This window comes from Streptococcus sp. HMSC078H12 (assembly GCF_001814615.1).
In the GTDB taxonomy this organism is placed as follows: domain Bacteria; phylum Bacillota; class Bacilli; order Lactobacillales; family Streptococcaceae; genus Streptococcus; species Streptococcus salivarius_F.
The window spans coordinates 346,499-365,281 of the sequence record NZ_KV817316.1 but is presented as its reverse complement, the minus strand read 5'-3'; the positions used below and the strand labels follow the sequence as shown (position 1 = coordinate 365,281).

The following is an 18,783-nucleotide window of genomic DNA, read 5'->3' as shown; positions in this document are numbered from 1 at the left end:
CTTTTTGTTATAATAGGAATGAAAGGTATAGCAATGAAACAAATTTTTAAATCAAGAGAAAAGTTGTGGGTTTCTCTGATTATTATAGCTTTTGCTGTGTTATTGGTTACACCACAACTATTTACAAGAAAAGTCATTTTAGGTTCAGATTCCATCTTTCACTATAACAGGTTCTATGAAGCTGCTATGCAACTAAAAAATGGTAACCTTTCTTACTTTTTATCTTTATATGGATTCCAACAGTCAGGCCGCATTGTCAATGCTCTTTACGGTCCTTTTTTTGCCTATTTACAAGGAGGGCTTATTTTAGTAAGTGGCACTTGGTTTCGTTATCAGATTGTGTCAAGGGTATTACTACATATACTAGCCGAGTCCTCAATGTATGCCTTGCTCAAGCAGTGTAAAGTTAAGACAACAATTTCCTTGTCACTAGGTTTACTCTATGCGACAACATTCTCTATCCAATACTGGACGATGCGACAGGGTTTCTCTAGTTGGGGAGCAGCTTTACTACCTTTTTGTTTTATTCCAGCAATTCACTATGTCTTTTATCAAAAAGTAGAACCAATTAGACTTGCCTTATCTATGGCATTGATTTTTCAGGTTCACGTACTCAGTGCTTTGATATTAGTGATGATGTATCTTCCTTTTTATCTTTACACTTTTGTAAAGTCTCCTATAGCTAAGAAAAAGGAAACCTTCGTACAAGTCCTTATAGCAGTCATTCTGTTCCTCTTACTGACTGTCAATGTCTGGTTAGTACTCCTATATTTGAGAGGGACTAATCATCTCCTAGATCCATTTATAAATAGAGAAATTGGTAAGAATGGGATAGATGGGACAGCAAGATACTGGCTATATACCCCAATTTCATTAATGGTGTTACTCATTTTACAGTTTCTTTACGCTGTTTTGAATTGGAAGAAATTTGCTAGATGGAAAAAAATACTGCATTTTATTTATTTTGTCTTTTTCTTCTTGTCGACAGGTCTTTTTCCGTGGCAGTATCTAGTAGAAAATGGAAATACATTTGCTGAACTGATCCAATTTCCATTTAGGTTCTTTGTTCCTGCTACCATTTTACTTTTAGCAATTACGGGGTTAACGGTCACGCGATTTGTAAACTGGCGAAAAAGTATTGCTGTTTTACTCTTTGCCTTTGCGGGTGTTGGTCTCATTCAGAATATGATGGATACTACCGATCGTGTAAAAACTGCGGCACAAGATGGTGAACTTATTTCCATTGTTAAACATACTTACGTTGAAGGAGATTATCAGACGATAAGTCTTACCATGAATGACAGTGACTTGTCACAGTTTTTAAATTTAGTTGTCAAACCCACACCAGATTACGTACCTATTTATGGGACAATAGGTAAGCAGAACACTTATGATCTTTATTACGAAAATATCGTTACGAATCAGAAGGCAGAAAAGCTACTCGAAGATGGTTATCTTGTATTAACTTGGCAGGCTGCTGAAGGGGAGAAACAGAATCTACCGATAGTTGTCTATAAAGATTCTATCTTGACACTAAATGGTAAAGAACTAGACAAGGATGACTATAGCTTGTCAACGATTGGTACACCGACCGTTTCATCACAAGAAGGACAGAATAAACTTGTGTTAAGTTATAAGGAGCCAGGATGGCTATTTGTAGCGTTATTGATTCCAATAATAGTCTTGGGAGTAATAGGTTTACAGTGGCTTTACACGAAAATAAGTATCAAAAAGGTTGCCTAGTGGTAACCTTTTTGCATTATTCTTTAATCATGATATAATTAAGCTTGCGTGCTTTTACGCTTCAAAATCGACCTTCAAATCGATATTTGAATAACTAGACCCTTCAAGTCTATGTTAATTTTTATTTGATGGGAGGAGTTATCTATGACTGATAATTCAAAAACACGTGTTGTTGTCGGTATGAGTGGTGGCGTTGATTCATCAGTAACAGCCTTACTTTTAAAAGAGCAAGGTTATGATGTAATCGGTGTTTTCATGAAAAACTGGGATGACACAGATGAATTTGGTGTGTGTACAGCAACCGAAGATTATAAAGATGTAGCAGCAGTAGCTGATCAGATTGGTATCCCCTATTACTCTGTCAACTTTGAAAAAGAGTACTGGGATCGTGTATTTGAGTATTTCTTAGCAGAGTACCGTGCAGGCCGTACCCCTAATCCAGACGTTATGTGTAATAAGGAAATCAAGTTTAAGGCTTTCTTAGATTATGCGATGACATTGGGAGCGGATTATGTGGCTACAGGACATTACGCTCAAGTTGTTCGCGATGAAGATGGCATTTTCCATATGTTGCGTGGTGCAGATAACAATAAAGATCAAACCTACTTCCTTAGTCAACTTTCGCAAGAGCAGTTGCAGAAAACGATGTTTCCTTTAGGACATCTACAAAAACCAGAAGTTCGTGAGATTGCTGAACGTGCAGGTCTTGCAACAGCCAATAAAAAAGATTCAACAGGAATATGTTTTATTGGTGAGAAAAACTTTAAAGAGTTTCTTAGTCAATACTTACCAGCTCAAAAAGGTCGTATGATGACTGTCGATGGTCGTGATATGGGTGAACACAATGGACTCATGTATTATACCATTGGTCAACGTGGTGGTATGGGTATTGGTGGCCAAAAAGGTGGAGATAATGCTCCTTGGTTTGTAGTAGGAAAAGATCTTTCTAAAAATATTCTTTACGTGGGTCAAGGTTTCCACCATGAGTCCTTGATGTCAACTTCTCTTGACGCTTCAATGATTCACTTTACTCGAGATATGCCAGAAGAATTTGAAATGGAATGTACAGCAAAATTCCGTTATCGTCAACCTGATAGTAAAGTTACTGTAAAGGTTAAAGGTGATAAAGCAGAGGTGATTTTTGCTGAACCTCAGCGTGCTATTACACCAGGTCAAGCCGTTGTTTTCTATGATGGTCAGGAATGTTTGGGCGGCGGTATTATTGACCAAGCGTATAAAGACGGAAAAGTTTGTCAGTATATCTAACTGGAGTTAAGTAAAAACGATGAGTTCTCAATTTTTTTATGCATTTATGGCATTTTTCGCTATAATGAACCCAATTTCAAATCTTCCTGCTTACATGGCTTTAGTAGCAGATGATAGTCAAAAAATTTCACGAAAAATTGCTTTTAGGAGTCTTTTGATTGCCTTTGTTATTATAACTGTTTTTATCTTTTCAGGAGATTTCATTTTTAAAGTATTTGGAATTACAATTGTTTCTTTCAGAATTGCTGGTGGAATATTAGTGGCCGTTATCGGTTATCATATGATTAATGGTAATCATTCACCCAGCTATAAAGGAATGGAGCAGCAAGCAGTAAATTCAGATCCAATGTCTATTGCTATTTCTCCTCTTGCAATGCCACTTTTTGCGGGACCAGGTACAATTACAACTGCTTTAAGTCTGGCTAATGGAGGTTTGCAGAATCAACTGATAACCGTAGTTGCTTTTGCTCTACTATGTGTCATCACTTATCTCCTGTTAAGAAGTGCAAAACAAATTGCAGGCTTCTTGGGAGAAAATTTGATGAAAATTATCACGAAAATGATGGGACTTTTACTATTCTCAATAGGTATACAGATGATTATCGTCAGTGTGCAGACCTTGATTAAATAGTGATTTTCATTGACAAAACGATTTGATTTGATAAAATAACTTTAACAATAGTCATGATGGTCAAAGCTCATGAGAATTGTGCGTTTTTGCGTACAGTTTTCTGGAGTTTTGGCTATTTTTGTAGGAAAAAAACAAAGAAAGGATGGGCAGTTGATTGTAAATCACTGCATAAATCTAAAAAATGTCTTACGAGTTTGATGAAAATTTTGATGTAATTGTTGTTGGTGCTGGTCACGCTGGTGTGGAAGCTAGCTTAGCTGCAGCCCGCATGGGATGTAAGGTTTTATTAGCGACTATTAACCTAGAGATGCTGGCTTTTATGCCATGTAATCCTTCCATTGGGGGATCGGCCAAGGGAATTGTTGTCCGTGAGATTGATGCCCTTGGTGGAGAGATGGGTAAAAATATTGATAAAACTTATATTCAGATGAAAATGTTGAATACCGGTAAGGGACCTGCTGTCAGAGCTTTACGTGCACAAGCCGATAAAGCCTTGTATGCTATGACAATGAAGCATACAGTTGAGCGTCAGGAAAACCTGACTCTCCGTCAGTCCATGGTTGATGAAATTCTTGTTGAAGATGGTAAGGTAGTTGGTGTCAGAACAGCCACAAATCAAAAATATGGAGCTAAAGCGGTTGTTGTCACAACAGGAACAGCTTTGCGTGGTGAAATTATCCTAGGTGAGCTCAAATATTCTTCAGGTCCTAATAATAGTCTTGCATCTGTTACATTGGCAGATAACTTGAGGGATCTTGGCCTTGAAATAGGAAGATTTAAAACAGGTACCCCTCCTCGTGTCAAGGCATCATCAATTAATTATGAAGAAACTGAAATTCAACCAGGTGACGAAAAGCCGAATCATTTTTCATTCTTGTCGAAGGATGAAGATTATCTTCAGGATCAAATTCCTTGTTGGCTAACTTATACGAATCAAGAGAGCCACGATATTATCAATAACAATTTACACCGTGCCCCAATGTTTTCAGGTATTGTCAAGGGGGTGGGACCTCGTTATTGTCCATCAATCGAAGATAAAATTGTCCGATTTGCCGATAAGAATCGCCATCAACTTTTCCTTGAACCTGAAGGAAGAGAGACTGAGGAAGTCTATGTGCAAGGCCTGTCAACTAGTCTGCCAGAAGATGTTCAAAAAGAGTTGATTCACTCAATTAAAGGTCTCGAAAAGGCAGAGATGATGCGAACTGGTTATGCGATTGAATATGATATCGTGCTCCCTCATCAACTACGTGCAACACTTGAAACGAAGTTGATTTCAGGTCTCTTTACAGCAGGACAGACCAACGGAACTTCTGGATACGAGGAGGCAGCAGGTCAAGGTCTAGTTGCTGGTATCAATGCGGCTCTTAAAGTTCAAGGTAAACCTGAACTTATTCTCAAACGTAGTGATGCCTATATTGGTGTAATGATTGACGATCTTGTCACGAAAGGAACTTTGGAGCCATATCGTTTATTGACATCACGCGCAGAGTATCGTCTCATATTACGTCATGATAATGCTGACATGCGCTTGACACCTATTGGTCGAGAAGTTGGTTTGGTTGACGATGAACGTTGGCGTATCTTTGAAATTAAGAAAAATCAGTTTGACAGCGAGTTGACACGTTTGTCAAAAGAAAAATTAAAACCTATTAAAGAAACGAATGAAAAAATTCAAGCTCTAGGCTTTAAGCCATTGACAGATGCCATGACAGCTAAAGAGTTTATGCGTAGACCAGAGATTGATTACGCCACAGCTACTCAGTTTGTAGGTCCAGCTGTAGAAGATTTGGACGCGAAGATAGTAGAGTTGCTTGAGACCGAAATCAAGTATGAAGGTTATATTAATAAAGCTTTGGATCAAGTAGCTAAGATGAAGCGTATGGAAGAAAAGAGGATTCCAAAAAATATTGATTGGGATGCTATTGATTCCATCGCTACCGAAGCTCGTCAAAAATTTAAGAAAATCAATCCTGAGACCATTGGTCAAGCGAGTCGTATTTCAGGGGTCAACCCAGCAGATATCTCAATTCTGATGGTTTATCTTGAAGGTAATAATAAGGCCCGCAGGAAAGTAGACTAACGGTGCTAACACGTTTAAAAGCCTTTTAATTAAGGCTTTTTTATGTTATAATTGTTAGATTAAGAGGTTTTATATGAAAAGATTTCACTTTGCAACGATTCATCTTGTAATGATTGGGCTAATTCTTTTTGGAATTGCTACTATTTTTGTTCGCGTACTAAAATCGGAGTCTGCACTCATTTTTGCGCTTTTTATTATTATGGTAGTAGTTGTTGCCTTATTGCATTACCAAAAGACAACATATGAGTCCTTAGAAATAGAGCAATTAGATGAACTGAATCAGGATGTTGAAGATTCTTTGAAGACCCTTCTCGGAAAGATGCCTGTTGGGGTTATTACTTTTGATGAGAACGATCATATTGAATGGTTCAACCCCTATGCGAAGCTAGTACTTTCGGATGAAAATGGAAATTTCAATAAGCAGTTGATTGCGGATTTTATTTCCCAGAAACGAAAGGGTTCACCTTCGAATGTGATAACCGTTGGTGACAATAAATATGCCGCTTTTGTGGATTTTGACAATAAGTTGACATATTTTATTGACAATGTTTATGATCAAGATGAAAATGCTGATCCAAATATGACTCGTCCTGTTATCGGGATTATTTCAGTTGATAACTACGACGATGTGACGGGAAGTTTACCCGATGCCGATGTTTCAAAAATCAACACATTCGTGGCAGGGTTTATTTCTGAGTTTGCTAAGGCCAAGCATATTCATTATCGACGTATTGAAGGTGATCGTTTTTACTTCTTCACCAACTACAGTGTTTTGACAGAATTCATGGATCAAAAGTTTTCTGTCTTGGATGATTTCCGTCAGCAGGCTCAGGAGCGTGGTTTACCACTGACTTTGAGCATGGGAATTTCATTTGGTACGCTTAAGCATGATCAAATCGGTCAGGTTGCCTTGCAGAATCTGAATATCGCACTAGTTCGCGGTGGAGATCAAGCTGTTGTCAAGGAAAACGATGATCACAAGGAACTTCTTTATTTTGGAGGAGGTTCTGTTTCAACAGTAAAACGTTCTCGTACAAGAACAAGGGCTATGATGACTGCAATCTCTGATAAGTTGAAAACAGTCGAAAAAGTGTTTGTTGTCGGACATAAGAATCTCGATATGGATGCTCTAGGGGCAACGGTCGGTATGGCTCATTTTGCCAGTCAAATTGTTCGAAAAAGCTATGCTGTTTACGATGATACGGCTATGAATGCAGATATTGAGCGTGCAGTCGAACGGCTAAAAGAAGATGGTCAGTCACCTCTTATTACACTTTCAGAGGCCGAAGAGTTAGTCAACCAACATTCGTTGTTAATTATGGTTGACCATTCTAAAATCAATTTAACCTTATCTAAGGATTTTTATGATCGATTTAATGAAGTTATTGTTGTAGACCATCACCGTCGAGATGATGATTTTCCTGAAAATGCTGTTTTGACCTTTATTGAAAGTGGGGCGAGCTCAGCCTGTGAATTGGTTACGGAGTTATTGCAATTCCAAGGTGCCCCAGAACGTTTAAGTAAAATCCAAGCCTCTATCCTTATGGCAGGTATCATGTTGGATACTAAAAATTTCTCAACTCGTGTGACTAGTCGAACCTTTGATGTCGCCTCTTATCTGCGTAGTTTAGGAAGTGATAGTGGAGAAATCCAAACGATTTCTGCCACTGATTTTGAAGAGTATCGACGTATCAATGAGCTAATTCTAGCAGGTGAACGTATTACAGATGATATCATTGTTGCCTCAGGTGATAATCCTAAATGTTATAATAATGTTGTGATTTCTAAGGCAGCAGATACGATGCTTGCCATGGCAGGTATCGAAGCAACTTTTGTTGTCGCTAGGACCAGTGATTCTACTGTGAATATATCTGCTCGAAGCCATAAAACGATTAATGTACAACGTATTATGGAGAAAATGGGTGGTGGAGGCCATTTCAACTTAGCGGCCTGCCAATTGCGAGACTGTAGTGTTGCTCAAGCAAAAAATAAATTGATTGAAACTATTATGGGAGAATTGGCTCCCAAGGAGGACTAAAATGAAAGTTATTTTCTTACAAGACGTTAAAGGTAAAGGTAAAAAAGGCGAAATTAAAGAAGTACCATCAGGTTACGCTCAAAACTTCTTGATTAAAAAGAATCTTGCCAAGGAAGCGACAAACCAAGCTATCGGTGAGTTGAAAGGTAAGCAAAAATCTGAAGAAAAACATGCAGCAGAGTTGTTGGCTGAAGCGAAGCAAGTTAAAGAGCAACTTGAAAAAGAAGAAAATCGTCTTCAATTTACTGAGAAGGTCGGACCAGACGGACGTACTTTTGGTTCAATTACAGCCAAAAAGATTGCAGAAGGACTTCAAAAACAATTTGGTATTAAAGTTGATAAACGCCATATTGAACTTGAACATCCTATTCGTGCGATTGGTCTAATTGAGGTTCCTGTAAAGCTTCATAAAGAAGTGAGTGCACAAATTAAACTTAACATCAAAAATAGTGCTGAGTAATTCGTTGACACTATAAGTAAATCTTGTAAAGGAGGGAATAATTGTGGCAGAAGCTCAAGAATTACGAGTGCAACCTCATGATTTAGTAGCGGAACAGTCTGTTCTAGGGGCTATTTTCATTAACCCGGAAAAGTTGATTACAGTTCGAGAGTTTATCGAAGCAGACGACTTTTACAAGTATTCCCATCGTGTCATTTTTAAAGCAATGGTAACGCTGTCGGATCGAAATGATGCCATTGATGCCACGACAGTACGCACCATTCTAGATGACCAAGATGACCTCCAAAATATAGGGGGTATTTCTTATCTTGTAGATTTGGTCAATAGTGTCCCAACATCCGCAAATGCTGAGTATTATGCTAAGATTGTGGCTGAGAAAGCCATGCTTCGCCGTATTATAAATAGATTGACAGAGACTGTCAACCAAGCATATGAGGGTGCAACTGAATCTGATGAAATTATTGCGAATGCTGAGAAAGCCTTAGTTGATGTCTCAGAGCATAGCAATCGTAGTGGTTTCCGCAAAATATCTGAAGTTCTTGATGTCAATTTTAATACTTTGGAGATGCGTTCACAGCAAACATCAGATGTTACTGGGTTACCAACAGGTTTCCGTGACCTTGACAAGATTACAACAGGTTTACACCCTGATCAATTAATTATTTTAGCAGCTCGTCCCGCAGTTGGTAAAACGGCCTTTGTGTTGAACATTGCTCAGAATGTTGGCACCAAGCAAAATAAAGCTGTTGCAGTCTTTTCACTAGAGATGGGGGCAGAAAGCTTGGTTGATCGTATGTTGGCAGCTGAAGGGATGATTGATTCCCATGCTTTACGTACAGGTCAATTGACAGAGCAAGATTGGAATAATGTGATGATTGCTCAAGGGGCATTGGCTGAGGCACCTATTTATATAGATGATACCCCGGGTATAAAGATTACTGAGATTCGTGCACGGTCCCGTAAATTGTCACAAGAAGTAGAGGGTGGTCTCGGTCTTATTGTGATCGACTATTTGCAGTTGATTACAGGGACGCGACCAGAAAATCGCCAACAAGAGGTTTCAGATATTTCAAGACAGTTAAAAATTCTGGCCAAGGAGCTTAAAGTTCCTGTAATTGCCTTGAGTCAGTTATCTCGTGGGGTTGAACAACGTCAGGATAAACGTCCAGTCTTGTCTGATATTCGTGAGTCAGGATCTATCGAGCAGGATGCCGATATTGTAGCCTTCTTATATCGTGATGATTACTACCGAAAAGAAGGTGAAGAACCAGAGAATGCGATTGAAGATAATACCATCGAAGTTATCCTAGAAAAAAACCGTGCTGGTGCGCGTGGAACAGTCAAGTTACTATTCCAAAAAGAATACAATAAATTTTCATCGATTGCTCAGTTTGAGGAATCATAATTTTCAGATTTAAGGAGATATACATACATATGAGTGATGCATTTGCAGATGTTGCTAAGATGAAAAACATCAAGGAAGCTATTAAGTCACATGAAGGTCAGCTAGTAGAATTGACCCTAGAGAATGGACGTAAACGTGAAAAGAATAAAATTGGTCGATTGACAGAAGTTTATCCATCATTGTTTATTGTTGAATATCAAGACTTCAGTTCTCAAGCAGGAGCTATTAATAATAGTTATGTTGAATCTTACACTTATTCAGATATTTTGACTGAGAAGACTCTCATTCGTTATTTGAGTCCTGAGGAACAAGCTGAAATCGAAAATAAATAAGAAAAAGCCTTTACTTGGGCTTTTTTTCGTGGTAAAATACTAAAGTATGTGAAATAATAGCAGGATAAAATGAAGCTCGTCAACAGGAAGTCGGCTAGAAAAGTAACCTTTGCTGTTTGGGCGAAGTCTTTCTGAACGAATCAGGTTTATCTAAAACGTTATTTCCTAAAAATATTTTTTTATAGGAGGACATTATTAATGTCACGTTATACAGGTCCATCATGGAAACAATCACGTCGCCTTGGTTTCTCACTTACAGGCACAGGTAAAGAATTGGCACGTCGTAACTACGTACCAGGTCAACACGGTCCAAACAACCGTTCAAAACTTTCAGAGTACGGTTTGCAATTGGCTGAGAAACAAAAACTTCGTTTCTCATACGGTTTGGGTGAAAAACAATTCCGTAACTTGTTCGTACAAGCTACTAAAGTTAAAGGTGGAACACTTGGTTTCAACTTTATGGTTCTTTTGGAACGTCGTCTTGACAACGTTGTTTACCGTCTCGGTCTTGCAACTACTCGTCGTCAAGCACGTCAATTCGTAAACCACGGTCACATCCTTGTTGACGGTAAACGTGTTGATATCCCATCATACCGCGTTGAAGTTGGTCAAGTAATCTCAGTTCGTGAAAAATCAGCTAAAGTTCCTGCTATCCTTGAAGCAGTAGAAGCTACTATCGGACGTCCAGCATTTGTATCATTCGATGCTGAAAAACTTGAAGGTTCATTGACACGTCTTCCAGAACGTGATGAAATCAACCCAGAAATCAACGAAGCACTTGTCGTTGAATTCTACAACAAAATGCTTTAATTTTAAAATTCATTTTGCAAAAAGCCCGTTGTTATGGGCTTTTTTGTTTATCTTAAATCATTGATTTCTAGGTTTATTCAGTTATTTGTTTAGTTACAAGTTTGTTTTCTAATAAAAAAGTCCCTAGTCTAATACAAGTGACTAGGGGGGAAATATGATAATAGATGATTTTCAGGTATAAATTATTTATTATCCAATCCGCCTTCAAAATCTGCTGAAACATTTGAAACGTAGTTAGTGAAATAGGCTTCAAAATCTTTTTTTAGTTGGTCGTACTCCTCTTCGGAGTAATCTTTATCCTCTATATAAGCCTGAAATCTGGGAATTCCCAGATCTTTTTGGAGACGTTGGATTACTTCTGTCTTTGTCATAAGAACCTCTCTTTCATTCTTTATTTTACCATATTTCAAATTGTATGAAACGTACATGTTGTTTTAAAGGTTCACTTTTGATATACTATCAAAGTTATTTAAGAAGGAGGCTACTATGTCTATTATTACACTAATTTTAGCTGGGATTGTTGCTTTGGAGCATCTCTATATCATGTATTTGGAAACTTTTGCGACACATTCAGACACGACTAGTCGTGTTTTCAATATGAGCAAAGAAGAACTTCAACGTGATTCTGTTACAAACTTATTTAAAAATCAAGGGATTTACAATGGTTTGATTGCTGTATTCCTCTTGTATGGAATTTTTACAAATAGTCAGCTACTTGTAACTGTTTTTGTACTCAATGTTTTCTTTGCTGCTATTTATGGAGCTATAACTGCCAATAAGAAAATTATTTTAACGCAAGGCGGACCCGCAATTTTGACCTTGCTTTCACTTATCATTTCCTTATTTTAAGGATTTTATTGTAAAAGAAAAAAGCTGCTTTAACTATTGAAATGGTTTGCAGCTTTTTTATGCTTTTGAAGTGATTTTATTGTGGAATAAATCGTAGAAGAAAGTCTGTCATTTCTTGAGGTGATTCTTTTTTACCTTTATTTATCCAGGCTTGACAAGCGCCAAAAATAGCATGCGCAAAATAAATACTGGCATAGTCTTTCTCGAATCCTTTGAGAGCTCTTTCTTCAGCAGTGGGATCAATGAAGTCCTCAGCTATCATACGCTGAAGTTTATGTATCAGAAAATCTTGAATTTCTTTTGATCCATTGGTAGACAATAGAGCTGATAGGAGCTTTTCACGAGTGAGAAATTCAAAGATTTCGAGAAAGGCTCCCTCTTTCTTTCCTTCATATTTATCGAAGATATACTCTAGCTTGTGGAAAAGCTCTTTCTGATAACTATCAATCATTTCATACTTATCTTTGTAGTGGGTATAAAAACTCGAACGGCTAATCCCAGCTGTTTGAACCAGACGAATGGTAGTAATATCATTGAAATCTTGGTCTTCAAGACATATTACTAAAGCATCTAAAAGAGCTTTTTTTGTTTGCGCGCGTCTTTGATCTTTTGACATACAAATCTCCTTTTATACACTTTTAGACTATATGTCCAAAAAGCGATTGTTTAACATTGATTTTCAGGTAAATGAGTTTATAATTGATTATATCATAAAAATAAACACAATGTCTAAAAAGGAGAAATATGTTAGCAGAATTAAAGGCTCTTCTTAAAAGTCCAAAGCTCTGGATAACTATTATTGGTGTCTCATTGATACCTGCTTTATATAATCTAATCTTTTTGTCTTCTATGTGGAATCCTTACGGTAATGTCAAACACTTACCAGTGGCAGTAGTGAACAAAGATAAGAGTGCTAGTTTCCAGAATAAGACTCTGAATATTGGTCATGATATGGTAGACAATATGTCTAAAAACAAAAATCTAGACTATCACTTTGTGACTGAAAATGAAGCCCAAAAAGGAATTGAGGATGGTGATTACTATATGGTAATCACTTTTCCAGAAAACCTCTCAAGTAATGCAGCAAGTCTTTTGACAAATGATCCTAAGAAACTGGAAATTTCTTATCAAACAACAGCAGGACATAGCTTCGTTTCTTCAAAAATGAGCGATTCTGCCATGTCTAAGTTGAAGGATACCGTTTCTAAAAATATTACGTCAACTTATGTTGGAGCTGTCTTTAGGAGTATGTCTCAACTTCAGAGTGGTATGGGAACTGCAGCGAATGGGGCTAGTCAATTATATGCAGGTGCAGGCGCACTTCAGTCTGGGAGTCAGACCTTATCAAATGGTTTAGGAACACTTGCTGGCTCTACACAAACATTGGCTGCAGGTGTTGATACCTTGAGTTCAGGCGCGTCTGCCTATACTTCAGGTGTGTCAACTTTGTCAGGCGCTTTGTCACAGTTAAATGCGAACTCTGAGGCTGTTAATTCTGCTGCAGGTCAATTTGTATCAGGAGCAGAGGCCATGAATACCTTAGTTACAGGTGCAGATTCGTTGTCAACAGCGCTCAGTCAAATGGCTACAGCAACAAGTTTATCTGAAGAACAGCAAGCACAGTTGTCAACCCTGTCAACTAATTTAACTGATTTAAATACAGCAATTCAAAATCTTAATACAGCGGTAAGTAATACATCATTACCAAGTGGAACATCAACAACATCAGTAGATACAAGTTCAATAGCGACTTATCTTTCAAATATTTCTTCTGCAGCTAGCTCTATAGCTACAGCTAGTGCAACTGATAAAGCAAATGATTTGGCTGCGGTACAAGGAACAGCTGCTTATCAAAGCTTGACGGCAGATCAACAAGCGGAGATTACATCTGCAATTAGTAATGCAGGCTCTACAGCTAGTAGTTATGCTTCAACTATTGCATCTGATGTGTCAAGTATGTCAACTGCTTTATCTAGCTTGACAGGTACGACAACAACTAGTAGCGGAGATTCAAGTAGTTTGGCTTCTCTACAAACGTCTATTTCAGGCATTGCAAGTTCGGCGAATGCTCTTCTCCCTGTAGCTTCATCAACGGTATCATCAATGCAAGCTAATATTGCTAATGTCAATTCAGTACTTGTCAATCAATTATCACCAGGAGCAACTCAAGTGGCATCAGGTGTGTCAACCGCTCAAAGTACTCTAGCAACAGGTGCAAGCGCACTTTCAAATGGTTTGTCAACTTATACTGGTGCTGTGTCAACGATTGCCAGTGGTGCTCAAACTCTAGATGCTAACAGTAGTAGTTTAATGACTGGTTTTGCTACTCTTCAGAGTGGTACAAGTGCTCTCAATACAGGAGCTCAACAATTAGCAACTGGAGGAAATACCTTAACAAATGGATTGACAAGTCTGTCAACCAACCTTTCTACATTATCTGATTCATTAAACAAGGCTAATCAGCAATTATCTCTTGTTTCTGTAAACTCAGACAATGCAAAAATGGTTAGTGCTCCGCTTAAAGAGAAGAAAACTGATAAGGATAAGGTTGACACTAATGGTGTAGGGATGGCTCCATATATGATTTCTGTTTCTCTTATGGTTGTCGCTCTTTCAACTAATGTTATCTTTGCTAAGAGCTTGACAGGAAGAAACTTTACGAGCCGCTTTGATTGGGCTAAGAATAAGTTCTTTATCAATGGTATCATTACGACTTTGGCTGCAATTGCCCTTTATATTGCCATTCGATTTGTGGGAGTTGAACCAAATCATCCATTAGCTACATTTGGTATGATTCTCCTTGCAGCATGGACTTTAATGGCGCTCGTTACAGCTCTTGTGGGTTGGGATGATAGATATGGTGCATTTGCTTCTATGATTATGCTCCTTTTGCAGCTAGGTTCTAGTGCAGGAACTTATCCAATTGAACTTAGTCCTAAGTTCTTTAAGGTCGTCCAACCATTCTTACCAATGTCCTACTCGGTATCAGGTCTTCGTCAAACTATTTCAATGACAGGACAGATCTCAGATCAAGTACGTATGTTATTCATTTTCTTACTTATTTTTGTAGTTGTAGGTATTATTATTTATAGACCAAAGTCTGAAAATGAATAAACTAAAGGCCAGCTCTAATGTGAGCTGGCTTTTTATGTTATTCAACAGTTATATCACCGAGGTCTGAGGTAATGGTTAGTGTGTTATCCTTTGAAATCTTAAGGTTATTTGTGATGTCCACCTCTCCTGAATGACTATCGGCTTGAACATTGAGCGTGTAATCTTTAAGAGCTATTTCAATATCACCGGATGTAATATCAAGTTTATTGTGACCATTGAAAATCAGGTTATCTCCAGAGTAATCTCCCATTGCAATAGATAAATCTGAGTTAGTAAAAAGTGTATGATCACTATCAACACTACCAACATCAAGATTAGCTTTTAGGTTGCTGACAATCATTTTAGTAAAAGTTAGGTTCCCTACATTTAGATTGATGTCTGCTTGTTTGATGGTGCTATTACTTAAATCTAGATTTCCAGTTGCTAAATCAACCTTTAAAAAATCAATCGTTTGTTTTTTAGGGAGTGTAATGACAATGGTTTTATTTCTGACTTCCTTTTTGAGAGTAGAAAGCCTTACTAAATCTTTTAATCCGAAAAAGTTAATATGTTTGTTAGAAGTCGAATCTAATTCAGAGTTGTTATCATTGATAGTCAATTGACCATCCTTTACAGATATGTCAATTGGATTTTTTGTTTTTTGGTAGTAAGAAAGCGTTGCTTTGTCAACGTCACCATTTTTAATAAGCACATTGTAGCTACTACTTTTAATATCAATTTTATTGAAGTCCTTAACTTCTTTCTTGACATAATCTTGCTCACTTTTAGTTTGATTTTGTAAATCTGTCAAGCCACCTTGACTATAACCCCAAGCTACTAATCCTCCTCCTAAAAATAGAGAGAGAAGAGACACTCCGAGGATAATCTTTTTCCAAGTTTTCATGATTTTCTTCCTTTCTTGATGAGCCATTTAATCAATAGGGTAATTAGCTTTACAATAAATTTACAGATTTCAAATGAAATCAAAAGCAGTAAGAGTGCTCCTCCAAACATCAATAGACCTAGCCCCACTCCAAACAGTGTTGAAGCTAGTGAAACATTTAAGAGAGAGAAGCTTGTAAAGAAAGTGTAAATACCACTAATGAGTAAGGCAAAAGTAAGAGCTAAGGCAGTCACTATAACTGCAAAAATAACCACAAGAAGTGTCAATAGCATAGCTAGGAAGAATAGTAGAATTGGTAAGGCGACTGGACTGGCTAAAACAGCTAGAATCGCAATCCAGAGGATAGTTGTTTTATTACGTAAGCTACTCTTTTCCTCAATAATCTTTTCGTCTAGAAGACGACCAATGACTTCATGTGCTGCTTCCTTAGGTGTACCCAATTCTGCAATAACCTGAGCTTCATTTTCAGGTCCAGCCTCTTCAAAATATTCCATGAAATATTCGAGAGCCTCTTCATAGTCCTTTTGTGGTAATTTTCGTAGATATTTTGTTAATTTGGCTATATATTCAGTCCTTGTCATGTCTTAATCTCCCTTCTACAATACCATCGAGGGTTTCTTTATAGGTTAACCATTCTTCATTAAGAAATTGAAGATGATTTTTTCCCTCTTGGGTAATACTGTAATATTTACGTTTACGCCCTTGATATGCTTGGCTATAAGTGGTCATATAGCCTGCTTTTTCAAGCTTTTTTAGAATAGGATAAAGTGTTGACTCCTTGATATTAGCCACAAGCTTAATGGTTTGACTAATTTCATAGCCATAAGAGTCTTCTCTATCTATAATAGCTAGTATTAGGAACTCTATCAGGATTGACGATGTTGGAAAATACATAATGTGCTCCTTTGCTTTTAGGATATGTATAAAAATTATATATAATTATTTTACACATTGAGTGTATCTCTTTTAGAAAGATATGTCAATATTTTATATATAAAAAATTTATATAATAGGGATAACTTCTTTTTTATGATAATATGAAGTCAAGGAGTTCTTATGACTATTAAAGATAAACTAGCTCATTACGAGCCAAAGCCACTAGGGGAGAGAGGACGCTATGCAGTGCTTTTACCCTTGATATATGATGTAAAAACTGATAAGTATCAAATCCTTTACCAAGTACGAAGTGAGCATATTTCTCAACCAGGTGAGGTTTCTTTTCCTGGTGGCCGTGTCGAAGACGGTGAGACTTTTCAAGAAGCTGCTATACGAGAAACTTGTGAGGAACTAAACTTATTTCCTGATCAAATTGACATTTGGGGAGAGATTGATTATCTGATTCATCAGGGGAGAACCATCCATTGCTTTGTTGGAAGGATAAATATAGAAAATTGGGAGGATATTCATCCGAATGAAGAGGTAGAACGGTTGTTTACAGTTTGTGTTGACACCTTATTGACAGAGAATCCGATTTATTATAAAGTGACTTCTACCTTGAGCGATGCGAAAGATTTTCCGTTTTTCCTGGTTAAAAACAGAGAAAAATATAATTTTGGGTACAGTGAACGTCATATTCCTTTTTACAGAAACTTGACAGAAAATATATGGGGGATGACAGCTATGTTTACACATAGATTTACAGATATTCTGAAAGATTTAGAGTGAAAATAAAAGATCAACAATAATGTGTTGATCTTTTTTACTATAAATTACATTGTTTATTTGCTACCAAAGGAGTGAGATTTATTTCTGGGACATGGGTCTAGAGTATTCCTAAAATGATTTTTAAAATTAATATCGAAGATTTTAGCTAGGTGGTCAACTATAGAGTAGACAAGATTTATTTGTTTTGTTTGTGTCATTCCTATGCTAAAAGGGGAGTATTATGTGGATAGAGGCTGTTATTCTTTGGTGTTATTCTGCCTAAGATTGATGATTCTATTGATTTTTCTGAGGGAGTTACCTATGTTGAAGAGAAGGTAAAGCATATAACTATAAATTGTAAAGCTCCAAAAATCTGGGACAATACTGAGACTATAGACAAATAGGACTGTTGCACTAACAAAAATTAGACAGCTACATATTATTGAAAGTAGAGGATACCCTTTTGAAAATAATAGGCTTTCTATGATTAAGGCAAAAGCAGGTAGCAACAGAGTTAGAATGATAATAATAAAGATGAAGCGTTGTGTATCATCTAGTATCAAGTTACCCAATGATTTACCTAGGTAAAAACGAGAATCACTCCCTCCAGGATAAATCAATTCTCTTGTCAGGGGACTAACTAGGATTAGGGTGTCAAATAATGAGAAAGCCGCCCATCTCCAAATAGGGAAAGCCCATTCTTCCTCAGATAATTCTCTCCGAGTTCTTTCTTTAGTTAATTCTAATTTGATTGTCATCAATATGTACCTCTTTTGGAAAGTCGTTATTTTGATTTAAGATATACCATCCATCTGGTAGTTCAGAGTTTTTAAGTACCTGTTCTAATTGAGAATGTAAGTCAATTTCTTTAGTCGTGGAACCAGAAGGAAAACTCAATTGGACAGTAAGTTGTTTGTTTCGTAGAGCATCTTTAAGTGAAAAATCATAATAGCCACCTAGGGCTTTAGAATGTCCCCTCTCATAAGTATAGAGTGTCGTGTATGGTACAGGTTCTATCTGAACAATAATATTTTTTAAATCGTTCTCGGTACTTAAAGCTTTAGAGATATCATTGATAAATTTTTGATTTCTAGGGTTGATTTTAATAGACTTTTTAACAAAGTCGTTCCCATATTCTCTTTCATCAGGTAAAATCTTATATTCACTATTTTGATGATTAAAATCTGAGTCGCTTTCTGTTGGGCTGGCAATGTAAGGATAGAGTAAATCTTGAATATGGAGAGGCAGTTGAGTCTTTACATGTTCTTTTTTGTTATTAATGGTCTCTTGATAATCAATATGGAAAATCAGGTAATGTTTAACCTCATCTTCTTTATTCATACGATAAGTAATTTTATCTGCCCATCCGATACCAGTTATTTGCACCTTTCCTTGAAATCCACGAGTTTTATAAAACCCTTTAATATTTTCTTGAGCATTGTAATAGAAAAAGATAGCAATCATGGTCAATAATAAAATCAAGGGCATAGTAATTTTAAGGTATTTGAAGCTATTTTTTAACATA

Annotated in this window: 19 protein-coding genes; 12 read left to right on the top strand and 7 right to left on the bottom strand. The window is 37.0% G+C overall.

Going from position 1 to position 18,783, the window contains the following annotated elements:
* Positions 1-33 precede the first annotated feature (33 nt).
* The 9 genes from HMPREF2979_RS03235 to rpsD all read left to right on the top strand — a co-directional run bounded on the left by HMPREF2979_RS03235 (position 34) and on the right by rpsD (position 10,768).
* Entirely contained in the window at positions 34-1,743 is a 1,710-nt protein-coding gene (locus HMPREF2979_RS03235; RefSeq protein WP_070655084.1) for a glycosyltransferase family protein, read from the top strand.
* Between the two features lie 144 nt (positions 1,744-1,887).
* Positions 1,888-3,009 carry a tRNA 2-thiouridine(34) synthase MnmA gene (mnmA, locus tag HMPREF2979_RS03230; RefSeq protein ID WP_021144749.1) on the top strand — a complete coding sequence of 374 codons (1,122 nt, stop codon included), beginning with the start codon at positions 1,888-1,890 and terminating at the stop codon, positions 3,007-3,009.
* A gap of 19 nt (positions 3,010-3,028) precedes the next feature.
* Entirely contained in the window at positions 3,029-3,640 is a 612-nt protein-coding gene (locus HMPREF2979_RS03225; RefSeq protein WP_021144748.1) for a MarC family protein, read from the top strand.
* A gap of 181 nt (positions 3,641-3,821) precedes the next feature.
* Positions 3,822-5,723, top strand: a complete 1,902-nt coding sequence (mnmG, locus tag HMPREF2979_RS03220) for a tRNA uridine-5-carboxymethylaminomethyl(34) synthesis enzyme MnmG (protein WP_048790838.1) — start codon at positions 3,822-3,824, stop codon at positions 5,721-5,723.
* Positions 5,724-5,796: 73 nt separating this feature from the next.
* The gene (locus HMPREF2979_RS03215) at positions 5,797-7,761 is read left to right on the top strand and encodes a DHH family phosphoesterase (RefSeq protein ID WP_013991330.1); all 1,965 of its coding nucleotides are present in this window, start codon (positions 5,797-5,799) and stop codon (positions 7,759-7,761) included.
* 1 nt (position 7,762) lies between these two features.
* A complete protein-coding gene (gene rplI / locus HMPREF2979_RS03210; protein ID WP_002885729.1) occupies positions 7,763-8,221 on the top strand; it encodes a 50S ribosomal protein L9 in 459 nt (152 codons plus the stop codon).
* 43 nt (positions 8,222-8,264) lie between these two features.
* Complete coding sequence (dnaB, locus tag HMPREF2979_RS03205) at positions 8,265-9,626, top strand: replicative DNA helicase (protein ID WP_002885809.1); 1,362 nt, start codon at positions 8,265-8,267, stop codon at positions 9,624-9,626.
* 29 nt (positions 9,627-9,655) lie between these two features.
* Positions 9,656-9,958 carry a Veg family protein gene (locus HMPREF2979_RS03200; RefSeq protein WP_002885699.1) on the top strand — a complete coding sequence of 101 codons (303 nt, stop codon included), beginning with the start codon at positions 9,656-9,658 and terminating at the stop codon, positions 9,956-9,958.
* A 198-nt stretch (positions 9,959-10,156) separates the two neighbouring features.
* Positions 10,157-10,768: a 30S ribosomal protein S4 gene (gene rpsD / locus HMPREF2979_RS03195; protein ID WP_002885833.1), complete on the top strand. Its 612-nt coding sequence runs from the start codon at positions 10,157-10,159 to the stop codon at positions 10,766-10,768.
* A gap of 182 nt (positions 10,769-10,950) precedes the next feature.
* Here rpsD and HMPREF2979_RS03190 read toward each other — a convergent pair whose 3' ends face one another.
* Positions 10,951-11,139, bottom strand: a complete 189-nt coding sequence (locus HMPREF2979_RS03190; RefSeq protein WP_002885644.1) for a hypothetical protein — start codon at positions 11,137-11,139, stop codon at positions 10,951-10,953.
* A gap of 115 nt (positions 11,140-11,254) precedes the next feature.
* Here HMPREF2979_RS03190 and HMPREF2979_RS03185 point away from each other — a divergent pair, with 115 nt between their 5' ends.
* The gene (locus tag HMPREF2979_RS03185) at positions 11,255-11,617 is read left to right on the top strand and encodes a DUF1304 domain-containing protein (protein ID WP_014635189.1); all 363 of its coding nucleotides are present in this window, start codon (positions 11,255-11,257) and stop codon (positions 11,615-11,617) included.
* Positions 11,618-11,693: 76 nt separating this feature from the next.
* Here HMPREF2979_RS03185 and HMPREF2979_RS03180 read toward each other — a convergent pair whose 3' ends face one another.
* Positions 11,694-12,233 (bottom strand): TetR/AcrR family transcriptional regulator, encoded by a 540-nt coding sequence (locus HMPREF2979_RS03180; protein WP_002885702.1) that lies wholly within the window; start codon positions 12,231-12,233, stop codon positions 11,694-11,696.
* 128 nt (positions 12,234-12,361) lie between these two features.
* On the opposite strand from HMPREF2979_RS03180, the gene HMPREF2979_RS03175 reads away from it, so the two are divergent.
* A complete protein-coding gene (locus HMPREF2979_RS03175) occupies positions 12,362-14,731 on the top strand; it encodes a YhgE/Pip domain-containing protein (RefSeq protein WP_070655083.1) in 2,370 nt (789 codons plus the stop codon).
* A 37-nt stretch (positions 14,732-14,768) separates the two neighbouring features.
* Here the strand turns inward: HMPREF2979_RS03175 and HMPREF2979_RS03170 are convergent, their stop codons facing one another.
* Genes HMPREF2979_RS03170 through HMPREF2979_RS03160 form a run of 3 tightly spaced genes read right to left on the bottom strand, consistent with a single transcriptional unit; the run spans position 14,769 to position 16,508 of the window.
* On the bottom strand, positions 14,769-15,614 hold the full coding sequence (locus tag HMPREF2979_RS03170; RefSeq protein ID WP_083312365.1) for a DUF4097 family beta strand repeat-containing protein: 846 nt from the start codon (positions 15,612-15,614) through the stop codon (positions 14,769-14,771).
* A complete protein-coding gene (locus HMPREF2979_RS03165; RefSeq protein ID WP_070655079.1) occupies positions 15,611-16,195 on the bottom strand; it encodes a DUF1700 domain-containing protein in 585 nt (194 codons plus the stop codon). Before HMPREF2979_RS03165 ends, HMPREF2979_RS03170 begins: the two co-directional genes overlap by 4 nt.
* Complete coding sequence (locus HMPREF2979_RS03160; RefSeq protein WP_014632494.1) at positions 16,182-16,508, bottom strand: PadR family transcriptional regulator; 327 nt, start codon at positions 16,506-16,508, stop codon at positions 16,182-16,184. The genes HMPREF2979_RS03165 and HMPREF2979_RS03160 overlap by 14 nt, the downstream gene beginning before the upstream one ends.
* A 162-nt stretch (positions 16,509-16,670) precedes the next feature.
* Between HMPREF2979_RS03160 and HMPREF2979_RS03155 the strand changes: the two genes are divergently transcribed.
* Entirely contained in the window at positions 16,671-17,279 is a 609-nt protein-coding gene (locus tag HMPREF2979_RS03155; protein WP_070655077.1) for an NUDIX hydrolase, read from the top strand.
* 236 nt (positions 17,280-17,515) lie between these two features.
* Here the strand turns inward: HMPREF2979_RS03155 and HMPREF2979_RS03150 are convergent, their stop codons facing one another.
* A complete protein-coding gene (locus tag HMPREF2979_RS03150) occupies positions 17,516-18,016 on the bottom strand; it encodes a hypothetical protein (protein WP_070655075.1) in 501 nt (166 codons plus the stop codon).
* Positions 17,991-18,782 carry a hypothetical protein gene (locus HMPREF2979_RS03145; protein WP_070655073.1) on the bottom strand — a complete coding sequence of 264 codons (792 nt, stop codon included), beginning with the start codon at positions 18,780-18,782 and terminating at the stop codon, positions 17,991-17,993. The genes HMPREF2979_RS03150 and HMPREF2979_RS03145 overlap by 26 nt, the downstream gene beginning before the upstream one ends.
* Position 18,783 lies beyond the last annotated feature (1 nt).

Bases quoted from the DNA above. Each gene is read 5' to 3' on its own strand.
- mnmG (WP_048790838.1), top strand. From the start codon at position 3,822: ATGTCTTACGAGTTTGATGAAAATTTTGATGTAATTGTTGTTGGTGCT.
- rplI (WP_002885729.1), top strand. From the start codon at position 7,763: ATGAAAGTTATTTTCTTACAAGACGTTAAAGGTAAAGGTAAAAAAGGC.
- HMPREF2979_RS03235 (WP_070655084.1), top strand. From the start codon at position 34: ATGAAACAAATTTTTAAATCAAGAGAAAAGTTGTGGGTTTCTCTGATT.
- HMPREF2979_RS03160 (WP_014632494.1), bottom strand. From the start codon at position 16,508: ATGTATTTTCCAACATCGTCAATCCTGATAGAGTTCCTAATACTAGCT.
- HMPREF2979_RS03165 (WP_070655079.1), bottom strand. From the start codon at position 16,195: ATGACAAGGACTGAATATATAGCCAAATTAACAAAATATCTACGAAAA.
- HMPREF2979_RS03170 (WP_083312365.1), bottom strand. From the start codon at position 15,614: ATGAAAACTTGGAAAAAGATTATCCTCGGAGTGTCTCTTCTCTCTCTA.
- HMPREF2979_RS03185 (WP_014635189.1), top strand. From the start codon at position 11,255: ATGTCTATTATTACACTAATTTTAGCTGGGATTGTTGCTTTGGAGCAT.
- HMPREF2979_RS03175 (WP_070655083.1), top strand. From the start codon at position 12,362: ATGTTAGCAGAATTAAAGGCTCTTCTTAAAAGTCCAAAGCTCTGGATA.
- HMPREF2979_RS03145 (WP_070655073.1), bottom strand. From the start codon at position 18,782: ATGTTAAAAAATAGCTTCAAATACCTTAAAATTACTATGCCCTTGATT.
- rpsD (WP_002885833.1), top strand. From the start codon at position 10,157: ATGTCACGTTATACAGGTCCATCATGGAAACAATCACGTCGCCTTGGT.
- HMPREF2979_RS03155 (WP_070655077.1), top strand. From the start codon at position 16,671: ATGACTATTAAAGATAAACTAGCTCATTACGAGCCAAAGCCACTAGGG.
- HMPREF2979_RS03215 (WP_013991330.1), top strand. From the start codon at position 5,797: ATGAAAAGATTTCACTTTGCAACGATTCATCTTGTAATGATTGGGCTA.
- mnmA (WP_021144749.1), top strand. From the start codon at position 1,888: ATGACTGATAATTCAAAAACACGTGTTGTTGTCGGTATGAGTGGTGGC.
- HMPREF2979_RS03180 (WP_002885702.1), bottom strand. From the start codon at position 12,233: ATGTCAAAAGATCAAAGACGCGCGCAAACAAAAAAAGCTCTTTTAGAT.
- HMPREF2979_RS03225 (WP_021144748.1), top strand. From the start codon at position 3,029: ATGAGTTCTCAATTTTTTTATGCATTTATGGCATTTTTCGCTATAATG.
- HMPREF2979_RS03200 (WP_002885699.1), top strand. From the start codon at position 9,656: ATGAGTGATGCATTTGCAGATGTTGCTAAGATGAAAAACATCAAGGAA.
- HMPREF2979_RS03190 (WP_002885644.1), bottom strand. From the start codon at position 11,139: ATGACAAAGACAGAAGTAATCCAACGTCTCCAAAAAGATCTGGGAATT.
- HMPREF2979_RS03150 (WP_070655075.1), bottom strand. From the start codon at position 18,016: ATGACAATCAAATTAGAATTAACTAAAGAAAGAACTCGGAGAGAATTA.